This is a genomic window from Marinobacter iranensis (assembly GCF_029207565.1).
Taxonomy (GTDB): Bacteria; Pseudomonadota; Gammaproteobacteria; order Pseudomonadales; family Oleiphilaceae; genus Marinobacter; species Marinobacter iranensis.
Window position 1 is genome coordinate 103,169 of the sequence record NZ_JANCMW010000012.1, and the last position, 18,632, is coordinate 121,800.

The 18,632-nt window shown below is 59.5% G+C and carries 16 protein-coding genes; 14 read left to right on the forward strand and 2 right to left on the reverse strand.

Going from position 1 to position 18,632, the window contains the following annotated elements; genetic code table 11:
* Together recO and pdxJ are read left to right on the forward strand one after the other, a co-directional pair.
* Complete coding sequence (gene recO, locus NLU14_RS17085; protein ID WP_275708749.1) at nucleotides 1–729, forward strand: DNA repair protein RecO; 729 nt, start codon at nucleotides 1–3, stop codon at nucleotides 727–729.
* Nucleotides 719–1,468: a pyridoxine 5'-phosphate synthase gene (gene pdxJ, locus NLU14_RS17090; RefSeq protein ID WP_275708750.1), complete on the forward strand. Its 750-nt coding sequence runs from the start codon at nucleotides 719–721 to the stop codon at nucleotides 1,466–1,468. Before recO ends, pdxJ begins: the two co-directional genes overlap by 11 nt.
* Nucleotides 1,469–1,486: 18 nt before the next feature.
* Here the strand turns inward: pdxJ and NLU14_RS17095 are convergent, their stop codons facing one another.
* Complete coding sequence (locus tag NLU14_RS17095) at nucleotides 1,487–4,372, reverse strand: ATP-binding protein (RefSeq protein ID WP_275708876.1); 2,886 nt, start codon at nucleotides 4,370–4,372, stop codon at nucleotides 1,487–1,489.
* Nucleotides 4,373–4,618: 246 nt separating this feature from the next.
* Here NLU14_RS17095 and cysM point away from each other — a divergent pair, with 246 nt between their 5' ends.
* From cysM to NLU14_RS17120, 5 genes are all read left to right on the forward strand, one after another.
* On the forward strand, nucleotides 4,619–5,512 hold the full coding sequence (gene cysM, locus NLU14_RS17100; RefSeq protein WP_275708751.1) for a cysteine synthase CysM: 894 nt from the start codon (nucleotides 4,619–4,621) through the stop codon (nucleotides 5,510–5,512).
* A gap of 36 nt (nucleotides 5,513–5,548) precedes the next feature.
* Nucleotides 5,549–6,886 (forward strand): 23S rRNA (uracil(1939)-C(5))-methyltransferase RlmD, encoded by a 1,338-nt coding sequence (gene rlmD / locus NLU14_RS17105; protein WP_275708752.1) that lies wholly within the window; start codon nucleotides 5,549–5,551, stop codon nucleotides 6,884–6,886.
* Between the two features lie 58 nt (nucleotides 6,887–6,944).
* Nucleotides 6,945–9,182 carry a GTP diphosphokinase gene (gene relA / locus NLU14_RS17110; protein ID WP_275708753.1) on the forward strand — a complete coding sequence of 746 codons (2,238 nt, stop codon included), beginning with the start codon at nucleotides 6,945–6,947 and terminating at the stop codon, nucleotides 9,180–9,182.
* Complete coding sequence (gene mazG, locus NLU14_RS17115) at nucleotides 9,179–10,036, forward strand: nucleoside triphosphate pyrophosphohydrolase (protein ID WP_275708754.1); 858 nt, start codon at nucleotides 9,179–9,181, stop codon at nucleotides 10,034–10,036. The genes relA and mazG overlap by 4 nt, the downstream gene beginning before the upstream one ends.
* A gap of 128 nt (nucleotides 10,037–10,164) precedes the next feature.
* Entirely contained in the window at nucleotides 10,165–10,509 is a 345-nt protein-coding gene (locus tag NLU14_RS17120) for a pilin assembly protein (RefSeq protein ID WP_275708756.1), read from the forward strand.
* 79 nt (nucleotides 10,510–10,588) lie between these two features.
* On the opposite strand, the gene NLU14_RS17125 is transcribed toward NLU14_RS17120, so the two are convergent.
* Complete coding sequence (locus tag NLU14_RS17125; RefSeq protein ID WP_275708758.1) at nucleotides 10,589–10,822, reverse strand: hypothetical protein; 234 nt, start codon at nucleotides 10,820–10,822, stop codon at nucleotides 10,589–10,591.
* A gap of 101 nt (nucleotides 10,823–10,923) precedes the next feature.
* Between NLU14_RS17125 and ppc the strand changes: the two genes are divergently transcribed.
* The 7 genes from ppc to NLU14_RS17160 all read left to right on the forward strand — a co-directional run bounded on the left by ppc (nucleotide 10,924) and on the right by NLU14_RS17160 (nucleotide 18,627).
* Nucleotides 10,924–13,569: a phosphoenolpyruvate carboxylase gene (ppc, locus tag NLU14_RS17130; protein ID WP_275708760.1), complete on the forward strand. Its 2,646-nt coding sequence runs from the start codon at nucleotides 10,924–10,926 to the stop codon at nucleotides 13,567–13,569.
* 24 nt (nucleotides 13,570–13,593) lie between these two features.
* Nucleotides 13,594–14,964: an HDOD domain-containing protein gene (locus NLU14_RS17135; RefSeq protein WP_275708762.1), complete on the forward strand. Its 1,371-nt coding sequence runs from the start codon at nucleotides 13,594–13,596 to the stop codon at nucleotides 14,962–14,964.
* A gap of 220 nt (nucleotides 14,965–15,184) precedes the next feature.
* On the forward strand, nucleotides 15,185–15,838 hold the full coding sequence (gene adk, locus NLU14_RS17140) for an adenylate kinase (RefSeq protein WP_275708764.1): 654 nt from the start codon (nucleotides 15,185–15,187) through the stop codon (nucleotides 15,836–15,838).
* A 4-nt stretch (nucleotides 15,839–15,842) separates the two neighbouring features.
* A complete protein-coding gene (gene tsaB, locus NLU14_RS17145) occupies nucleotides 15,843–16,538 on the forward strand; it encodes a tRNA (adenosine(37)-N6)-threonylcarbamoyltransferase complex dimerization subunit type 1 TsaB (RefSeq protein ID WP_275708766.1) in 696 nt (231 codons plus the stop codon).
* Between the two features lie 33 nt (nucleotides 16,539–16,571).
* Entirely contained in the window at nucleotides 16,572–17,369 is a 798-nt protein-coding gene (locus tag NLU14_RS17150; protein ID WP_275708768.1) for an undecaprenyl-diphosphate phosphatase, read from the forward strand.
* Between the two features lie 86 nt (nucleotides 17,370–17,455).
* Nucleotides 17,456–17,818 (forward strand): UDP pyrophosphate phosphatase, encoded by a 363-nt coding sequence (locus NLU14_RS17155; protein WP_275708770.1) that lies wholly within the window; start codon nucleotides 17,456–17,458, stop codon nucleotides 17,816–17,818.
* Complete coding sequence (locus NLU14_RS17160; RefSeq protein ID WP_275708772.1) at nucleotides 17,818–18,627, forward strand: class I SAM-dependent methyltransferase; 810 nt, start codon at nucleotides 17,818–17,820, stop codon at nucleotides 18,625–18,627. Before NLU14_RS17155 ends, NLU14_RS17160 begins: the two co-directional genes overlap by 1 nt.
* Nucleotides 18,628–18,632 lie beyond the last annotated feature (5 nt).

The following is an 18,632-nucleotide window of genomic DNA, read 5'->3' on the forward strand; positions in this document are numbered from 1 at the left end:
ATGACAGGGCCAATGCAGCAGGAGCCCGCGTACGTCCTCCACCGCCGTCCGTGGCGCGAAACCAGCCTGATGGTGGATATCTTTTCGCTCAATGCGGGCCGGCTAACCGTTATCGCCCGTGGCGGCAATAGCGCAAAAAGCCCGCTCAAGGCGCAACTGCAACCGTTCCAGCCATTGCTGCTGGACTGGGCCGGGCGCAGCGACCTGAAAACCCTGACCCAGGCAGATGTCCGCAGCGGCCCCTCGCTGAAGCGCACCCTTTCCCTTTACAGCGGCCTTTACGTTAACGAGTTACTACAGCGCCTGCTGCCCATGGCCGACCCTCATCCCCGGTTGTTTGCCTCGTACATTGATGTGATTGCGGAGTTGTCGGAAGCCAGCGACGTGGAGCCGGTCCTGCGTCGTTTTGAGCAATCCTTTGCCGCCGAGCTGGGTTACGATTTCGCCTGGGACCAGGCCACCGATACCGGGCAGGCGGTCGAGGCAGGGGAGCTTTATTGCTATGATCCGGAGCAGGGGGTTCTCGCCATGCCATCCCCCGGGGTCAGGCTGCAAAATCTGTCTGGTGCCACGCTATTGGCTCTTGCTTCCGGAGACCTTGATTCGGCTGAGTGCCGGCGTGTTGCCAAGCGGGTAACGAGGGTATTGGTGGATTACCTGTTGCAGGGTAAACCCCTCCACAGCAGAAGCCTGTTCAGTCATCATCGAGGAGACCGCAATGAACCCTAGCGCAACGAACCCCAGAGTATTACTGGGTGTGAATATTGATCATGTCGCCACATTGCGGCAGGCCAGGGGAACCCGCTATCCGGATCCGGTACAGGCGGCGATCCTCGCGGAAGAGGCGGGCGCTGACGGTATTACCATTCATCCTCGTGAAGATCGTCGCCACATCCAGGACCGGGATGTGCTGCTGCTGAAAGAAATCCTCACCACCAAGATGAACCTGGAAATGGCCGTTACCGACGCCATGCTGGCCTTTGCCGAACAGGTGCGCCCGGAATGCGTGTGCCTGGTGCCTGAGAAACGCGAGGAACTGACCACCGAAGGCGGCCTGGACGTGGAAGGTCAGGAAGCGAGGGTGGCAAAAGCCTGCGACCGGCTGGCGAGGATCGGAGCGGAGGTGTCACTGTTTATAGACCCGGATGTGGCACAGATTGATGCCGCGGTGAGATGCGGCGCGCCGGTTGTGGAGCTGCATACGGGAGAGTACGCGGAAGCCGCTGATCCTCAGGCCGCTGATGCTGCATTTGGTACGCTGCTGGAGGCTGTGGACTACGCCCGTAAAAAAGGGCTGATAGTCAACGCCGGTCACGGCCTCCACTACCATAACACCAGGCGTGTGGCGGCCATTGCCGGCATCAACGAACTCAACATTGGCCATGCCATTATTGCCAGGGCCGTGTTTACCGGGCTGAAGGAGGCTGTAAAAGACATGAAGTCCATTCTCGAAAGCGCGCGGGCGTAACCGGCCTGCGCCCCTACTTCAATCCACGGTCGCCTGCTGGTTCTGCTGCCTGAACAATTGTTGCCAGTCGGTCTGCTCGCTCCAGGTCTGCAGGCGCTCCATGGCCACAAGCAACTGATCTTTCTGGTATTCGGTATCCGCTGAAGCGCACTTCAGTGCGGTTTCCAACTGGTTGGCGGCCGCCCTCAGTTCCGGCACACCGCAGTAGCGGGTGGCACCATGCAGCTTGTGGACACATTCCAGTAACTCATCCATGTCGCCCCCGTCCCAGAGCTCCGGTATCCGCTCGATATCGGTATGGATCTGTTCGACCAGCATACTGAACAGTTCCTCGGCCAGATCGGCCTTCCCTGCAGCCAGTTGTATGCTCTCGGCCACACTCACACAGTCCGGTTGCTTTTTCCGGGTTGACGGGCGAACCGAGCGGCGGGTATCGCGAACTTCCGGAACTTGCAGGTGTTCGCCGCTGTGCCCGGGGCTGCAGGTGTAGCCGGTGTATTCCTGAATGATGTCGATCAACTGGCTGTTGCTGATGGGCTTGGCCAGGTAGCCATCAAAACCCTGTTGAATCAGGCGGTCCTGTTCATCAGACAGGGCGTGGGCCGTTAGCGCGATGATGGGTGTGCGGTGGCTGGTGCCGTCCAGGCTCCGTAGCCTTTCGGTGGTTTCAACGCCATCCATTCCGGGCATCTGGAGGTCCATGAAGACCAGGTCAAAGGGCTTCTGGCGGGCCTTGCTAAGGGCTTCAAATCCGCTTGTGGCGCCCTCGGCCTCGATGCGGCAGTCATTGAGCAGGGTCATGACCAGCTTCAGGTTGGCATCATTATCGTCCACGGCCAGTACCCTGGGTACCCGGCCTGTCTGGTGAACCGGCTCCCGGCCGATCGAATGGGAATGATCGGGTAACTGTCGTTGCCGGCTGCTAATACCGTGCACCAGCAGCAACAGTTCATCGTACAGAGAGTCACGGCACACCGGCTTGGTCAGGTGGCCGCTGGTCAGTCCCGAGAGTGGCGTGTCGTGGGTTTCCAGGGTGGGGGTCAGCAGCAGTGTGCGGCAATCCCGCTCAAGCTCCAGGGTTCTCACCAGCGAGCAGTACTGGCTGGAATTCAGCAAGTGACGGGTAATGCCGATCACCGCAACGGCGTAACCGGACTGTTCCTTCTGGGCTTCCTCTATCTGCTCCTGCATGGCGCCCGGCGACGAGACCTTGTCCACGGTCATACCCCAATCCCGCAGCATGTGCTCAACGGCCAGGCCGGTGGTTTTCTGCTGATCCAGATAGATGACCCGTTCCCCTCGCAGGGCATCCTTCGGTGCGATGGCCTCGCCGGTCGACGACAGTTCCGAGGTGAGGGTAAACCAGAAAGTCGAACCCTTGCCGAGCTCACTTTCGAGCCCGATCTTGCCGCCCATCTCTTCCACCAGGCGCTTGGAGATGGCCAGCCCCAACCCGGTGCCGCCATATTGCCGGGCGGTGGAGGCGTCAGCCTGGCTGAAAGCGTTGAACAGGGACTGTTGCTGGGCCCGGGAAAGCCCGACGCCGGAGTCGGTGATGCTTAACCGCAGGGTAATCCGATTACTTTCCTTGTCTTCTTCCTCAAGGCTGGCGCGCAACACCACTTCACCGGTCTGGGTGAACTTGATGGCGTTGTTGACCAGATTGGTGATCACCTGCTTTACCCGCAGCGGGTCACCCATGATGTTATCCGGCACATCGTTGTAGACCAGTGGCACCAGATCCAGGTTCTTGCTGTGGGCCGCAGGGGCCAGCATCACCATGACTTCCTCGACAATGTCCCTGAGCTGGAACGGAATCCGGTCCAGGATCAGCTTGCCCGCTTCGATCTTGGAGAAGTCGAGGATGTCGTTGATGATGGTCAGCAGTATTTCCGATGACTTGCGGATGGTGCTCAGGTGGTCCCGCTGCTGGCGGGGCAGAGGGCTTTTCAGCAGCAATTCGGTAAAGCCGATGATGCCGTTCAGCGGCGTGCGGATCTCATGGGACATATTGGCCAGGAATTCCGACTTGATGCGGCTGGCTTCAAGCGCTTCCTTGCGGGCAAAATCCAGTTCGATGTTCTGGATCTCGATGGTTTCCAGGGTTTCCCGCAGGTCTTCCGTGGCCTGGTCAATATTCTGCTGCATTTCGGCCTGGGCCTTGCTCAGTTCCCCCGCCATGGCGTTCAGGCCGGACTCCAACTGCTCGAATTCCGGGCCGGCGCCGGTGTAGACGCGGGTGTCCAGCTTGCCTTCCTTGAGCTTGGCCACGGCTTCGTTGAGTTCAAAGACCGGATCGGTGAAAGCCCGACTCAGGCGCAGCGCAATGACCAGGCTGAGGAGTACGCCACCCAGTACCAGCAACAGGGAAATCAACAGCGCCTTGTAGGTTTCCTTCTCGGTGCGAACGTGGGACATCTCCACGGTCACCCAGCCGATCGGTTTTTTGCCGGCACCCACATTCTGGCGGGAGTCCGGGTCCAGCATGCTTTCGATCATCAGGTCCTGGAGGTAGACCGGTGTGACGAATATCGTGCTGTCGGGACGGGTAATCCGCAACGCCTCCTCGCCGGTCAGTGCTTCCTTGCGGACGTCATCGGAGCTGCCCGGGCCGGTGTGCAGCAGCCGGTTGTGCTCGCTGTCGAAGAAAGTGATTGAACGTACATCCTGTTCTTCCAGCAGGGCGTTGGACAGGCTGCTGAGCAGGCTTCGGTTGGCGGTGAACAGGCCATATTCGGAGCCGGCCGAGAGCTGGCGGGAGAGGGATTCACCCCGGTCCTGCAGCAGGTTTTCAATGTTGTTGACCCAGCTGTAGGTAAAGAAAAGCCCCAGCATCAGTGTGGTCAGAAGGGTGGGGACGAGTGTCACCACAAGTACTTTTTTGCGTATGCCCCAGCGCCGCATAGTGAGTTCCCGATTGACGTCGCCGGCCCGATGCCCGGCATTCTTCCCTGTCAGAATAGTTGATTCCACGCAGTCTGGCCGTGATGGCACTCCCGGATATAGCCCGCAGTCATGGATATAGCGAGAAGCTGTATTGGGAGACTGCGGTTATTCCGCGTATCATGCGAATCCGGAGTGTACCACAGGCTTGTGTTGTCGGCTTCAATGGCTGGCGGCGGGTTCCGGAAGAATGAGGAAGATTACAGCATGCATTTCCCGACCATAGAAGATTATGTAGGGCATACGCCCCTTGTCCGCCTGCAGCGGCTTCCGGGCGAAACCAGCAACGTGATTCTGGCCAAGCTTGAGGGCAATAATCCCGCCGGCTCGGTGAAAGACCGTCCTGCCATCAGCATGATCCAGGAAGCAGAGCGCCGGGGCGAGATCAAACCGGGGGATACACTGATCGAGGCCACCAGCGGGAATACCGGTATTGCCCTGGCGATGGCCGCGGCCATCAAGGGCTATCGCATGGTGCTGATCATGCCAGCCAACATGAGTGAGGAGCGTCGGGCGTCCATGCGCGCCTATGGCGCGGAGATTGTGACCGTCACCAGGGAAGAGGGCATGGAAACGGCCCGCGATCTCGCCCAGCAGATGGAGGCGGAAGGCAAGGGCAGGGTTCTCGACCAGTTCGCCAACCAGGACAACCCCCTGGCCCACTACCGTACCACTGGCCCCGAAATCTGGGAGCAGACCTCCGGTCGCGTCACCCACTTTGTCAGTTCCATGGGTACTACCGGCACCATTATGGGGGTCTCCCGGTATTTCAAGGAGCGCAACCCGAACATACAGATTGTCGGCCTGCAGCCGCGGGAAGGGGCCTCTATCCCCGGTATCCGTCGCTGGCCGGAGCCGTACCTGCCGAAAATCTTCGATGCCACCCGTGTGGATACCGTGATGGATATCGGTCAGCAGGAAGCCGAGGACACCATGCGCGCACTGGCCAGTCAGGAAGGTATTTTTTGCGGTGTTTCCTCCGGCGGTTCCATTGCCGCGGCACTGAAGCTGTCCGCCCAGGTTGAAAACGCGGTGATCGTGGCCATTATCTGTGACCGGGGCGATCGTTACCTGTCCACTGGCGTGTTTCCAGGCGCCTGAATCCATCGACACCCGAACCAAGCAAGAGAAGTTCCTATGAGCAGAAGACGCAGGAAGGCCCTGCCAGTAGAACCGGTGCGCTGTGTGGTGGAAACCCTCAGTCACGATGGCCGGGGCATAGCCCGCGACAACGGCAAGGCCCAGTTCGTCGACGGCGCCCTGCCTGGCGAAACAGTGATGGCCAAATTCATCAGCTCACGCAGCAAGTTTGATGAGCTGCGGGCTGTAGAGGTGCTCGAAGCGGATGAAGCCCGCATGACACCACCCTGCGATTTTGCGGACCTCTGCGGTGGCTGCAGCCTCCAGCACATGGCCGGTGATGCCCAGATCCGGTTCAAGGAAGACACCCTGCGGGAACATTTTGCCCACTTCGGGGGCATTGAGCCGGAGGAGTGGGTGGCCCCCATGCGCTCCCCCGCACTTGGCTATCGTCGCAAGGCGCGCCTGGGCGTAAAGTATGTACCGGCGCGGGAATCGGTATTGGTTGGATTCCGCGAAAAGCGCAACAGCTTCCTGACTGACATCGACCGCTGTGTGGTTCTGGATCCACGCATTGGTGATCGCATTGTGCCGCTGCGGGAGCTGCTCCATGGTCTGGAGGCCTACCGGCGTGTACCCCAGGTGGAGGTCGCCTGTGGTGACAACGAAGCCGCGATGGTGTTCCGTAATATGGACCCGTTAAGCGAATCAGACACTGCCGCCCTGATCGGCTTTGGTCAGGCCCATGAATTGCATATCTACCTGCAACCGAAAGGGCCGGAGACCGTGCACAGGATCTGGCCGGAGTCCGGCGAGGAAAGGCTGGCCTACCGGATGGATGAATTTGACCTGACCATGAAGTTTCATCCCATGGACTTTACCCAGGTCAATGCAGACATCAATCGCAACATGGTACACAGGGCCGTGGAATGGCTGGATATCCAGCCTGGGGAGCGGGTTCTGGACCTTTTCTGCGGTCTGGGGAACTTTACCCTGCCGCTGGCCCGCCGTGCCGGCCAGGTGGTGGGTGTGGAAGGCGATGATGCCATGGTGGTTCGCGGGCGTGAAAACGCGGAACTCAACGGGCTATCGAATGTCGCATTCCACGGTGCTGACCTGCAGGCGGATTTCACCGCGCAACCCTGGGCGGCGGAAGGCTTCGACAAGATCCTGATTGATCCGCCCCGTACCGGAGCACAGGAAGTCTGTGAATACCTGACGGCATTCGGCGCAAAGCGGATCGTGTATGTGTCCTGCAACCCGGCCACGCTGGCCAGGGACGCCGGGGTTATGGTGCGCAACGGTTATCGGCTGGTAAGGGCGGGTGTTATGGACATGTTCCCGCATACCACACATGTTGAATCCATGGCGATGTTCGAACGCGTGGATAATTGATGCATCACGGGACCGGGCATGGATGGCCGGGTGAGCGACCAGGAAGAACAAGAGCGATATGGTAAAAGTCCGCGAAGACTATGCAGTGACGGGTGACGGCCAGGTTGATATCGAACGCTGGGTTCGTCAAATCGAATCACAGACGCATCTTGAGAATGCTGAACAGTTCCGGCGGGCCTGTGAAAAGGCCGCTGCCATTGATTTTCAGGCGGTGCGAGAGGACCGGGTCTGGGCGCCGGGCGCCAGCAGTTTCCGTACCGGTATCGAAATGGCCCAGGTGCTGGTGGAATTGCATCTTGACCAGACCAGCCTGGTTGCGGCGATTCTTTATCGGGCCGTGCGGGAAGAGCGTATTCCCCTGGAAGAAATCCGCAAGGAATTCGGCGATGAAGTGGCCAGGCTGATTGATGGCGTGCAACAAATGGCGGCGATATCGTCCATTCACCATCCCCTCAAGGGCAATGTACTTGGCCAGACCGAAGGCCAGCTCGACAACGTTCGCAAGATGCTGGTCACCATGATCGACGATGTCCGGGTGGCGCTTATCAAGCTTGCAGAGCGCACCTGTGCCATTCGCGCGGTGAAAAATGCTCCTGAAGAAAAGCGCATGCGCGTGGCTCGCGAAGTGTTTGATATCTACGCGCCGCTGGCCCATCGCCTGGGTATCGGTCACATCAAGTGGGAGCTGGAAGACCTGTCTTTCCGCTACCTGCATGAGTCGGCCTATAAAAAGATTGCCAAGCTGCTGGACGAAAAACGGCTGGATCGCGAAAGCTACATCAAGCGCGTGATCACCACGGTCAAGGAAGAGCTGGTGGCCTCCGGTATCGAAGGCGAACTGTCCGGCCGTGCCAAGCATATCTACAGCATCTGGCGAAAGATGCGGCGCAAGGGCATTGATTTTTCTCAGGTGTACGATGTCCGCGCGGTACGCATCCTGGTGCCGGAAGTGCGCGACTGCTATGCCGCGCTCGGTATCGTGCATACGCTCTGGCGCCATATCCCCAATGAGTTCGACGATTACATCGCCAACCCCAAGGAGAACGGGTACCAGTCCCTGCACACCGCCGTTATCGGCCCCGAAGGCAAGGTGATGGAAGTGCAGATCCGCACCCATGCCATGCATGAGGAAGCGGAACTCGGCGTATGTGCACATTGGCTCTACAAGGGCATGGACAAGGGCAACCGCTCCGTGGGGTACGACGCCAAGATCAACTGGCTGCGGCAGGTCCTGGAATGGCAGGAAGAGCTGGGTGATCTGTCCGGGCTGGCGGACCATCTCAAGTCCGATGTCACCTCCGACCGGGTCTACGTGTTTACCCCGGAGGGCCACGTGGTGGACCTGCCCCAGGGGGCAACACCGGTGGACTTTGCCTACCGGGTGCACACCGAGATAGGCCATGCCTGCCGTGGTGCCAAGGTTAACAGCCGCATCGTGCCGCTAACCTATCCCCTGAAAACCGGCGACCAGATTTCCATCCTCACCTCCAACAACCAGGCGCCGAGCCGCGACTGGCTGAACCCCAGCCTGGGCTATATCCAGACCTCCCGCGCCCGGGCCAAGGTGACCCACTGGTTCAAACAGCAGGACCGCGACCGCAACATTGTTGATGGCCGGGCGATCCTGGAGGATGAATTCAGACGGTTGTCGCTTTACGAGGTGGACCTCAACGACCTCGCTCACAAGGTGAATTGCCAGGGCACAGAGGACATGTTTGCTGCGGTGGGCGCCGGTGATCTGCGGCCGACCCATGTCGCCAACATTGCCCAGCAGATGCTGGAGCCGAAATCCGAACAGCTGGACCTGAAGCTCAGCACCCAGCGGCGCAAGCCCTACGATACCGAGTCGGATATCCAGATCCGGGGCGTCGGCAAGCTCAAGACCCAGGTGGCGAAGTGTTGCAAACCGTTGCCCGGTGATCCCATCGGTGGTTACATCACCGTTGGCCGGGGCGTGACCGTGCATCGGCAGGACTGCATCACCTTCCTGAACCTCAAGGAATTCGAGCCCAACCGGATTATCGAGGTGAGCTGGGGCGGGCAGCCCGTGGCGGTTTACCCGGTGGATGTGGAGATCGAAGCGTACGACCGTTCCGGGTTGCTGCGGGATATCACTCAGGTGCTGTCGTCGTCGAAAAGCGATGTTCTGGCGCTGAATACCATGTCCAACAAGGATGAGAATACCGCCACCATGACAGTAACGGTGGAAATCTCCAGTCTCGACCAACTGGCCCGATTGCTCGCCCAGATCCGTAACCTGCCCAACATCATCGACGTCAGGCGCAAGCGCTCATGAGCTATACCATCGACGATCTGAAAACCCTGATGGCACGGCTCCGGGATCCGGAGACCGGGTGTCCGTGGGATACCCGTCAGAGCTTCAGGACCATCGTGCCCCACACCCTTGAAGAGGCCTACGAGGTTGCCGATGCCATCGACCGGGAGGACTATCCGCACCTGGAGGATGAGTTGGGCGACCTGTTGTTCCAGGTGATCTTCTACAGCCAGATGGGGAAAGAGGACAACCATTTCGATTTTGACTCGGTGGTGGATAACCTGGTGCGCAAACTGGTGCGGCGTCATCCCCACGTGTTTCCCGATGGCACCCTGGAAAGCCGCATTGACCCGGATAATCGTCCTGGTGAGGCCGAAATCAAGGCCAGTTGGGAGCGCATCAAGGCGGAAGAACGGGCCGCAGAACCGGAAGCACCGGCAGGTTCGGAGCCGGCGAGCAGGCTCGATGGCATCGCCCGAACACTCCCCGCAATGGTGCGTGCCGAGAAACTTCAGCGCAGGGCGGCCAATCATGGCTTTGACTGGCCAGAGGTTGAGCCGGTCTTCGACAAGCTTCATGAAGAGATCGATGAACTGAAGAAAGCCTGGTATGACGCGAGTTCCGGCGCTGGTCCGGCGGAGGCGGTGGAGGATGAACTGGGTGACCTGCTGTTTGTCTGCGTTAACCTGGCACGTTTCATGAAGGTTAACCCGGAGCAGGCCCTTAATAGCACCAACCACAAGTTTGAGGCGCGATTCCGTGCTATTGAGGAACACCTCGAACGCGAAGGCCGTGATATGGATGGCGAATCGCTGGAAGCACTGGATGCAGTTTGGCAAGCCGTCAAAGGGGTTGAAAAAACTCGTAAAAAGTAACGGATAAGTACAATCCGTTACCAATATTTCCGCCCCTGGTGCGGTCGCTTCGTTTACACTTCCGGTTACGGGCGCACTGTATTTGTGCGGTTCGTGGGCCACCAAGAAGATGCAGGAGTGAAGGCACCATGAAAATCAAAGATCTGGTCAACTACTGGGACAAGCATGCACGTGGTCGGCTGACCCGCGATGCGTATTTTGCCGCTCTCTCTGACCAGCATCACAAGCGGCTGGAAAAGCTGGCCGCGCTGTATCCGATGAAATCCTCCCAGGATCTGATGCGGGATTTGATCTCCGCAGCCCTTGATGAACTGGAAACCAGTTTTCCGTATGTCCAGGGTTCGAAGGTTGTCGCATTCGACGAGGATGGCTTCGAAATCTATGAAGACCAGGGCATGACCCCGCGCTTCATCAGCCTCAGCCAGAAACATATCCAGAAGCTCAAGGCGCGCCAACTGGAATCGGTTGCCTGATCAGGCCACGCGCCTGACAGTGATAGACCTGCTGTAGTCGACGGGGTGGTTTGGCCACCCCGCAGCCAAGTGCCCCCGCTTATTTCTCCTTGCCTTCCAGTTTGTCCTTCAACGGGCTCAGCCTGACCAGGTCGTCCAGTGCGGCGCCGATCATGTCATTCAGAATATCGCTCTCTGAGCGATCCGGGTAAAGTTCGGCCAGCGCCGCTATGCGTGCGGCGTCTTCCAGCGGCAAGCGGAGATTGTAGTCGTGGCTCCGCTCGACGGGTTCTTTCTTGCTTTCCCAGTGTTTGGGCAGATCGGTTACTTTCATGAATACTCCTTGCGGCCACGGGCTTTAATCGTTAGAAAGGCTTTAAGAGTAAATAGTATCGTAAGTTTACTTCGCCTCCGTCAATTTAAAAGGACATCAATGTGACCGAGCTACACCCCGAACTCCGAGAAAATGTTCGCATGCTGGGTGAGTTGCTGGGACAAAGTATCCGGCGCCACCCTGGCCAGGACTGTTATGAACGGATTGAAGAAGTGCGTGCGGCCGCCAAGGCCGACCGCCGTCAGGAAAGCGGTTCCGGCCAGCGCCTGGTCAATTTGCTGGGTGAGCTCAGTGATGATGAGCTGCTACCGGTAACCCGTGCCTTCAACCAGTTCCTCAACCTTGCCAACCTTGCCGAGCAGTATCACGGTATCCGCCGCAAGCGTGGCCACCAGTCCGATCTCATGGTGGAATCCCTGGAAGCGGTCTTCGAGCGGCTCAAACAAGGTGGCGTCAGCCCGGAAGAACTGCATCGGAGAGTGGCGGATCTGCGCATTGAATACGTGCTCACCGCGCACCCAACGGAAGTGGCGCGCCGAACGCTGATCATGAAATACGATGAAATGTCCGATTGCCTTTCGCGCCTGGATCACGAAGATCTCTTGCCGGCGGAGCGTGAAGAGATCGTGGATCGTTTGGGACAACTGGTGACCGAGGCCTGGCACACGGACGAGATTCGTCATGAGCGCCCCACGGCGGTCGATGAAGCCAAGTGGGGATTTGCCGTTATCGAGAACAGCCTGTGGCAGGCCCTGCCGCGCTTCCTCAGGAGCCTTGACCTGTCGCTTTCCGACGCCACGGGGAAGGGGCTGCCGCTGGACGCGTCGCCCATCCGCATTGCCTCCTGGATGGGGGGCGACCGCGACGGCAATCCCAATGTTACCCACGAAGTGACCCGCAAAGTGTTTCTGCTCGGCCGCTGGATGGCCGCCGACCTCTACCTGAGGGATATCCAGTCCCTGCGCGCGGAGCTGTCCATGTGGCAGGCCAGTGACGAACTGCGCGAGGTCGCCGGCGATACCCGCGAGCCCTATCGACATGTGCTGGCCGGCCTGAGGGAGAAGCTGATCAAAACCCGCGACTGGGCCGAAGCCAGCGTCGCCGGCGAGCCAGCGGACTCAAGCGATATCCTGTTTGCCAATGAAGATTTCACCGGTCCCCTGGAGCTGTGTTACCGCTCCCTGGTGGACTGCGGCCTGGAAACCATCGCCAATGGCCCGCTGCTGGACACCATCCGCCGGGCCCATACCTTTGGCTTGCCATTGATCCGTCTTGATATTCGCCAGGAAGCGTCCCGCCATGCCGAGGCCGTTGCCGAAATGGTGGATTACCTCGGGATGGGGGATTACCTGTCCTGGTCGGAACAGGAACGCCAGGAATTCCTGGTGCGCGAACTCAAGGGCCGGCGCCCATTGGTTCCCAGAAACTGGCAGCCCTCGGAAGAAGTCGCCGAGGTGTTGGCAACCTGTGAAGTGGTGGCGCAACAGACACCGGAGGCCCTGGGTTCCTACGTTATCTCCATGGCCAGCAAACCCTCGGACGTGCTGAACGTGATACTGCTTCTCCGCGAAGCGGGTATGAAGAACCCGATGCGGGTGGTGCCGCTGTTTGAGACCCTCGACGACCTGCGTGGTGCCCCGGACAGCATGGCGGCACTCTACAATGTGGACTGGTACCGGGAGTACTGCGAGGGCCGCCAGGAAGTAATGATCGGCTACTCGGACTCCTCCAAGGACGCCGGCCAGATGATGGCGGCCTGGGCCCAGTACCAGGCCCAGGAACAGCTCACCGAAGTGGCCAACCAGCACGGGGTCCACCTGACACTGTTCCACGGCCGCGGTGGCACCGTTGGCCGTGGTGGCGGCCCCGCCAATCGTGCAATCCTGTCCCAGCCTCCCGGGTCGGTCAACGGCAGTTTCCGCATTACCGAGCAGGGGGAAATGATCCGCTTCAAGTTTGGCCTGCCCCGGCTGGCGGAACAGAGCCTGACGCTGTACACCACCGCCGTGGTGGAAGCCACCCTGGCGCCACCTCGTGGCCCCGAGCCGGAATGGCGTGAAGTCATGGACTGGCTGACGGAGCGGTCCCTGAAAGCCTACCGCGACGTGGTTCGGGATAACCCGGATTTCGTGCCCTATTTCCGCCAGGTCACTCCCGAGCAGGCCCTAGGCAAACTCGCCCTGGGCAGCCGCCCTGCACGTCGCAAACCCGGCGGCGGCGTGGAAAGCCTGCGGGCTATTCCCTGGATTTTCGCCTGGACCCAGATGCGCCTGATGCTGCCAAGCTGGCTGGGCAGTGACGTGGCGTTGGCGGAAGCCTTCCGCAATGACCGTGTGCCGGTGTTGCGGGAAATGATGCAAAAATGGCCGTTCTTTAAAACCTACGTGGATATGCTGGAGATGGTACTGGCAAAATCCGACCTGCGAATTGCCAGCTATTACGAGCAGACACTGGTAGATGATCCGAAGCTGCTGGCACTGGGCAAAGACCTGCGCGAACGCCTGCAGGGTTGTATCCGCCACTTGCTGGAACTGAAAGAGCAGGACACACTCCTGGAACAGGAACCTGTATTTGCCCATTCCATGCGTGTACGCAATCCGTATACTGACCCGCTACACTATCTACAAGCCGAACTGTTGAAGCGCGACCGCGAAAGTGAAGGGAAGGGTGAAGTGCATGACAGGGTAGAACGTTCCCTGAAGGTCACTATGGCGGGTATCTCGGCTGGCATGCGTAATACTGGCTAGTAAACAAAAAACAGGAGTAGAGCCGTGGCGTTAGCGGCAAGATTGGAGCGCTTTCTGACTCGAAAGGGCATCGCATATCGGGAACTGGCAATCGATCAGGTGCTCAACTTTGATGCCGCGGTTATGGCATCCGCCCGGCCCCAGGACGAGTTTATCCGGGCTACACCATTGATTGATATTAGCGGTGTGGTCATGGCTGTCCATGGATATAACACAAGCCTGGACATGGAGCTGGTGTTCAAGCTGACCGGCAGGCGCCTGCAACCGCTGACTGCTCGTCAGTCTGCCCGGCTTTTCGCAGACTGCGATCCGGGCTTTCAGCCCCCAGTCGGGGCCGCCTATGACATACCGGTTCTGGTAGACGAAGATGTATTAGGCTACCCACGCACCTTGATGTGCTGCGGTACCGACAACACCCTGCTGGAGCTGGACCGTACTTCGCTGGCCAGGGCGTTGGCCGATGCGACACAGGGGCACCTGGTAATCCGTGGGCAGAACAATGAAGAGCGCGAGGCCCTGACACTGGAAGAAGTGGCCGACAAGCTGCAGAAACTGTATCGCCTGCCGCCCATGCCGGCGTTGGCGCTGCGCCTCCTCAGGCTAACCGCCAATACCGAAGCCACGGCGCGGGAACTGGCGGAACTGATTGAATTCGACCCCAGCCTCACAGCCCAGATCATGCGCTATGCCCGTTCCGCACTGTTCAATTACCCCGGCCAGATCAATTCCGTTCAGGAAGCGGTAACACGGGTTCTCGGCTTTGACCGCGTGGCACACATTGCGCTGGGCATTGTCTCGGTGCGGGCTTTCGAAGTGCCCCGCCATGGCATGTTGGGTATGGACCAGTTCTGGCGGCACTCGCTGTATTGTGCCTTCCTGTGTCAACGTATGGCGCCCAAGTGCAACTCCGACAAGGGCCTGGCGTACCTGTGTGGATTGCTTCACAACTTTGGTCTGCTGTTGATTGGCCACCTGTTTCCCCAGGAGTTCGAGGAACTGAATACCCTGCGCGAAGCCAATCCGGAAGCCAGTATGCACTCTCTGGAGCAGCAGGTGTTTGGTGCCGGTAACGACCAGCAGATGCTGGCGGTCGGCCATGGTGCCATTGGCGGTATCCTGCACCGTTTGTGGGAGCTGCCGGATCCGGTGGTGAAAGCTGCCGGCATGCACCAGCAGGATGGCTATCATGGCGAGCATGAAAATTATGTGCTGATGGTTCAACTGGCCAACGGGCTGTTGAAAGAAAAGGGCATCGGGGATGAATTTAACCCGGACGACCTGTCCTCCCTGGCATCCCCCCTTGGGCTTTCGGATGAGGATGTCATCAGTCTGAGCGACGAGATTGACAGCGTTTCCGGAGATCTGGACGCACTGGCGCTTTCCCTGTCATCCTGACACCCTTTCACCCTGGGCCCTACGGGGTAGTGGCCCACAGCCTGATGTAACCTTTTGGTGCATGCTACGGAGGTCCACTTTCTATGAGGGGGCTGAGTTCGTATAATGCGCCTTCCTTGGCAGGGGCTGCAGGCTCGTTGCTGCCGAGAAGCTGTCGCAAAGCCGCGGGGTTTTGCCACAGCTTTTCAAATGATAATGACTACAACGGGAGCACAGCGTTATGAGAATCATCATGTTAGGCGCGCCAGGCGCAGGCAAGGGTACGCAGGCCCAGTTCATCACTGAACGGTTTGGTATTCCCCAGATTTCCACCGGCGACATGCTGCGCGCGGCGGTGAAGGCCGAGTCAGAGCTTGGCAAGCAGGTCAAGGAAGTGATGGCCTCTGGTGGCCTGGTGTCTGATGACATTATCATTGCGCTGATCGAAGAGCGGGTTAAGCAGTCGGACTGCAAGAATGGTTTCCTGCTGGACGGCTTCCCGCGCACCATTCCCCAGGCCGAAGCCCTGAAAGACCAGGGAATCGTGATCGATTACGTGGTTGAAATTGCCGTTGATGACGAGGAAATCGTAAGCCGTCTGTCCGGGCGTCGTGTGCATGAAGGCAGCGGTCGTATCTATCATGTGAAGTACGATCCCCCCAAGACCGAAGGCAAGGACGACGATACGGGTGACGCGCTTATCCAGCGTGAGGACGACAAGGAAGAGACGGTTCGCAAGCGCCTGAAAATCTATCACGAGCAGACTGCACCGCTGGTCGGCTACTATCAGGACTGGGCGAAGAAAGATCCCGCAGCCGCCCCGAAATATGTGCGTGTTGAAGGTGTAGGTAGCCTGGATGACATTCGCGACCAGATCCTTACCCAACTGAAGTAACCCCGTGAAACTACTGGCACTGGATACCTCATCGGAGGGCTGCTCGGCGGCCCTGCTGGTGGACGATAGCGTGGCGGAGCGGTTTGAACTGGCTCCCAGGGGCCACACCCGCCTGCTGATGCCGATGATCCGCGAGCTTCTCGCAGAACAGAATCTGGTGCCGGCGGACCTGGACGCGCTGGCGTTTGCCTGTGGGCCGGGTTCTTTCACCGGTCTTCGTATCGCCACTGGCGTTATCCAGGGCCTGGCCTATGGCCTCGATATTCCTGTCATTCCGGTTTCCTCCCTGGCAGCGGTTGCGGAGGATGCGATCGCGCAGCAGAACCTGGCGGATGGCGACGGCCTGGCGGTGGCATTTGATGCCCGCATGGGAGAGGTCTACTGGGCCAACTATGTCTGTCGCGGCGGCCAGCCGGAGCTGATGGGGGGCGAACAGGTGTGTACCCCCGGGTCGGTTACCCTGGCGCCGGGTGTTTCCCGCTGGTTTGGGGTTGGCCAGGGTTGGAGTCTGAGAGAGGGCTTCCCCAAGGGCGTGACTGGAGCCATGGAAACGATTGACGACACGTTGGTGCCGAGGGCCTCCAGAGTCGCGGGAATCGCTGCACGGGCGTTCCGCGCGGGTGCTGGCGTAGCGGCCGAACAGGCGCAACCGGTTTATATTCGTGATGAAGTGGCCTGGAAGAAATTGCCCGGCCGTTGACAACCTCCTTGCTACCACCCGGAATCACTGCCCATGGAACTGTGGCAAATTATTGTATTGGCCATTATACAGGGGCTGACGGAGTTTCTTCCGATCAGCAGTTCGGCCCACCTGATCCTTCCTTCACAGGTACTTGGCTGGCCGGATCAGGGGCTGGCATTCGATGTGGCTGTCCACGTGGGCACCCTGGCCGCTGTAGTCTGGTATTTCCGCAGTGAGGTGTTTCGCCTTACCGCTGCCTGGGCCGGGGATACCGTCCGTGGCCGTGTGGGGCAGGACAGTGGCCTTGCCTGGGCAGTGATTGCCGGTACCGTTCCGGCGGGGCTGGCGGGCCTGTTGCTCAATGATTTCATTGAAACCTCCTTGCGCTCCGGGCTGGTGATTGCGGTATCAACCATTGGCTTTGGCCTGGTGCTGTGGTGGTCCGATGCCGTGGGTCGCCGCAACAGGGAGCTTCCGGCCCTGACCATGAAAGACGCACTGATCATAGGTGTGGCGCAGGCATTGGCATTGATTCCCGGTACGTCCCGTTCCGGAATCACCATTACCGCGGCATTGTTTCTCGGTTTTGGTCGGGAGGCGGCTGCGCGGTTTTCCTTCCTGTTATCCATCCCCCTCATCCTTGCGGCTGGCCTGCTGAAAACCCTGGAACTGGTCGGGCAGGGTGGCGCAACCGACTGGGCCGCCATCGCTCTGGGTGCCGCGCTGTCTTTTGTCAGTGCGGTGATCTGTATTCACCTGTTCCTGACATTCCTGGAGCGCCTCGGCCTCATGCCGTTCGTGATCTATCGCATGGTGCTGGGTGTGTTGCTGCTTTTCATGCTTTGGTAGGATAAAAATTGATCGATTTGCTTTAAAATTAGTGTGGGATCTTCCATAATCCGTGTTCAGTAGTCCTCTAATCCGGTGTGTCCTGAATGATTGGTGGTGTTAACCCGAACAGCGGTCTTCCTTTCCAGTCCGGCAACAATAGCCCGGTCCGCGAGCGCAGTGATGTGGCTCGCGCGCCCGCGTCCGCACCGGATAACGACAGCCAGTCGGTACGCCGGGATCTCACCGACGCTCGTTCTCCCAATGCCGAGCAGCGGCCGGTTCCCTCGGCCGAGTCACTGGAACGCCGGATCGAGGCCCGTCAGGCAGCAGAAGATGTACGCCTGGAGCGTTTTCGCGCCGATGAAATCCCTCTGAATACTTCCCGAGCCCTGTCTACGTTTGCCGATGTGGCTGCCCGCGGCGATGTTGCTGATGCCGGTCTTTCCGGTATTGATATCCTGGTTTGATGCTCCCTGAATACAACCTGTCCGGGCTGGCGGTTGCCTGTAGTCCCCTCGGGGATCTTCACGCTGCGCGATCACTGGCGGAAGCTTTGTCATTGCCTTTTCTGGGTAAGGTTCGGCCCCGGGATGTGCGGGAGTACCCGGTGTTGCTGTTTTCGGACGAGAACGGCCTGGGCCTGCAACTGACTGGCAAGGGGGCCCCGGGGCCGGTCAGGTCGGAATTCGTTACCGGCAAGGCGGGATACCGCAGGGAGCATGGTGGCGGGACCGGCCAGCTAATCGCAAAGGCGGTTGGCCTGCAGAAAACCCGGCAGCCTCTGCACGTTCTGGATGCGACTGCCGGTCTTGGGCAGGATGCGTTTGTACTGGCTTCCCTCGGTTGCCGGGTAACCCTTTTCGAGCGGTCGCCAGCCATTCACGCATTGCTCAGTGATGGCCTTGCCAGGGCGGCCATGAACGAACAGAGCGCACCCCTGGTTGCCCGCATGGCGCTGCAGCCGGGTAACAGCATTGACTGGCTGGCACAGGCCGGGGCGGGCGCCGCGGACGTTATCTACCTGGACCCCATGTTCCCCCACCGCGACAAGTCAGCGCTGGTGAAAAAAGAGATGCAGGTCTTCCGTACCGTAGTGGGTGATGACGATGACTCACCAGAGCTGCTGTCAGCGGCGTTGGCCGTGGCAACCTACCGGGTCGTGGTCAAGCGCCCCCGCAAGGCAGAACCGGTCAGCGGCCCGGAGCCCACCACCCGTATCGAGGGTAAGAGCAGCCGCTATGACGTCTATTCCATCAAGGCGCTGCCCACCGGATAATCGGT

Bases quoted from the DNA above. Each gene is read 5' to 3' on its own strand.
- cysM (WP_275708751.1), top strand. From the start codon at position 4,619: ATGCATTTCCCGACCATAGAAGATTATGTAGGGCATACGCCCCTTGTC.
- pdxJ (WP_275708750.1), top strand. From the start codon at position 719: ATGAACCCTAGCGCAACGAACCCCAGAGTATTACTGGGTGTGAATATT.
- rlmD (WP_275708752.1), top strand. From the start codon at position 5,549: ATGAGCAGAAGACGCAGGAAGGCCCTGCCAGTAGAACCGGTGCGCTGT.
- NLU14_RS17125 (WP_275708758.1), bottom strand. From the start codon at position 10,822: ATGAAAGTAACCGATCTGCCCAAACACTGGGAAAGCAAGAAAGAACCC.
- mazG (WP_275708754.1), top strand. From the start codon at position 9,179: ATGAGCTATACCATCGACGATCTGAAAACCCTGATGGCACGGCTCCGG.
- NLU14_RS17095 (WP_275708876.1), bottom strand. From the start codon at position 4,372: ATGCGGCGCTGGGGCATACGCAAAAAAGTACTTGTGGTGACACTCGTC.
- NLU14_RS17150 (WP_275708768.1), top strand. From the start codon at position 16,572: ATGGAACTGTGGCAAATTATTGTATTGGCCATTATACAGGGGCTGACG.
- NLU14_RS17160 (WP_275708772.1), top strand. From the start codon at position 17,818: ATGCTCCCTGAATACAACCTGTCCGGGCTGGCGGTTGCCTGTAGTCCC.
- adk (WP_275708764.1), top strand. From the start codon at position 15,185: ATGAGAATCATCATGTTAGGCGCGCCAGGCGCAGGCAAGGGTACGCAG.
- relA (WP_275708753.1), top strand. From the start codon at position 6,945: ATGGTAAAAGTCCGCGAAGACTATGCAGTGACGGGTGACGGCCAGGTT.
- NLU14_RS17155 (WP_275708770.1), top strand. From the start codon at position 17,456: ATGATTGGTGGTGTTAACCCGAACAGCGGTCTTCCTTTCCAGTCCGGC.
- NLU14_RS17120 (WP_275708756.1), top strand. From the start codon at position 10,165: ATGAAAATCAAAGATCTGGTCAACTACTGGGACAAGCATGCACGTGGT.
- recO (WP_275708749.1), top strand. From the start codon at position 1: ATGACAGGGCCAATGCAGCAGGAGCCCGCGTACGTCCTCCACCGCCGT.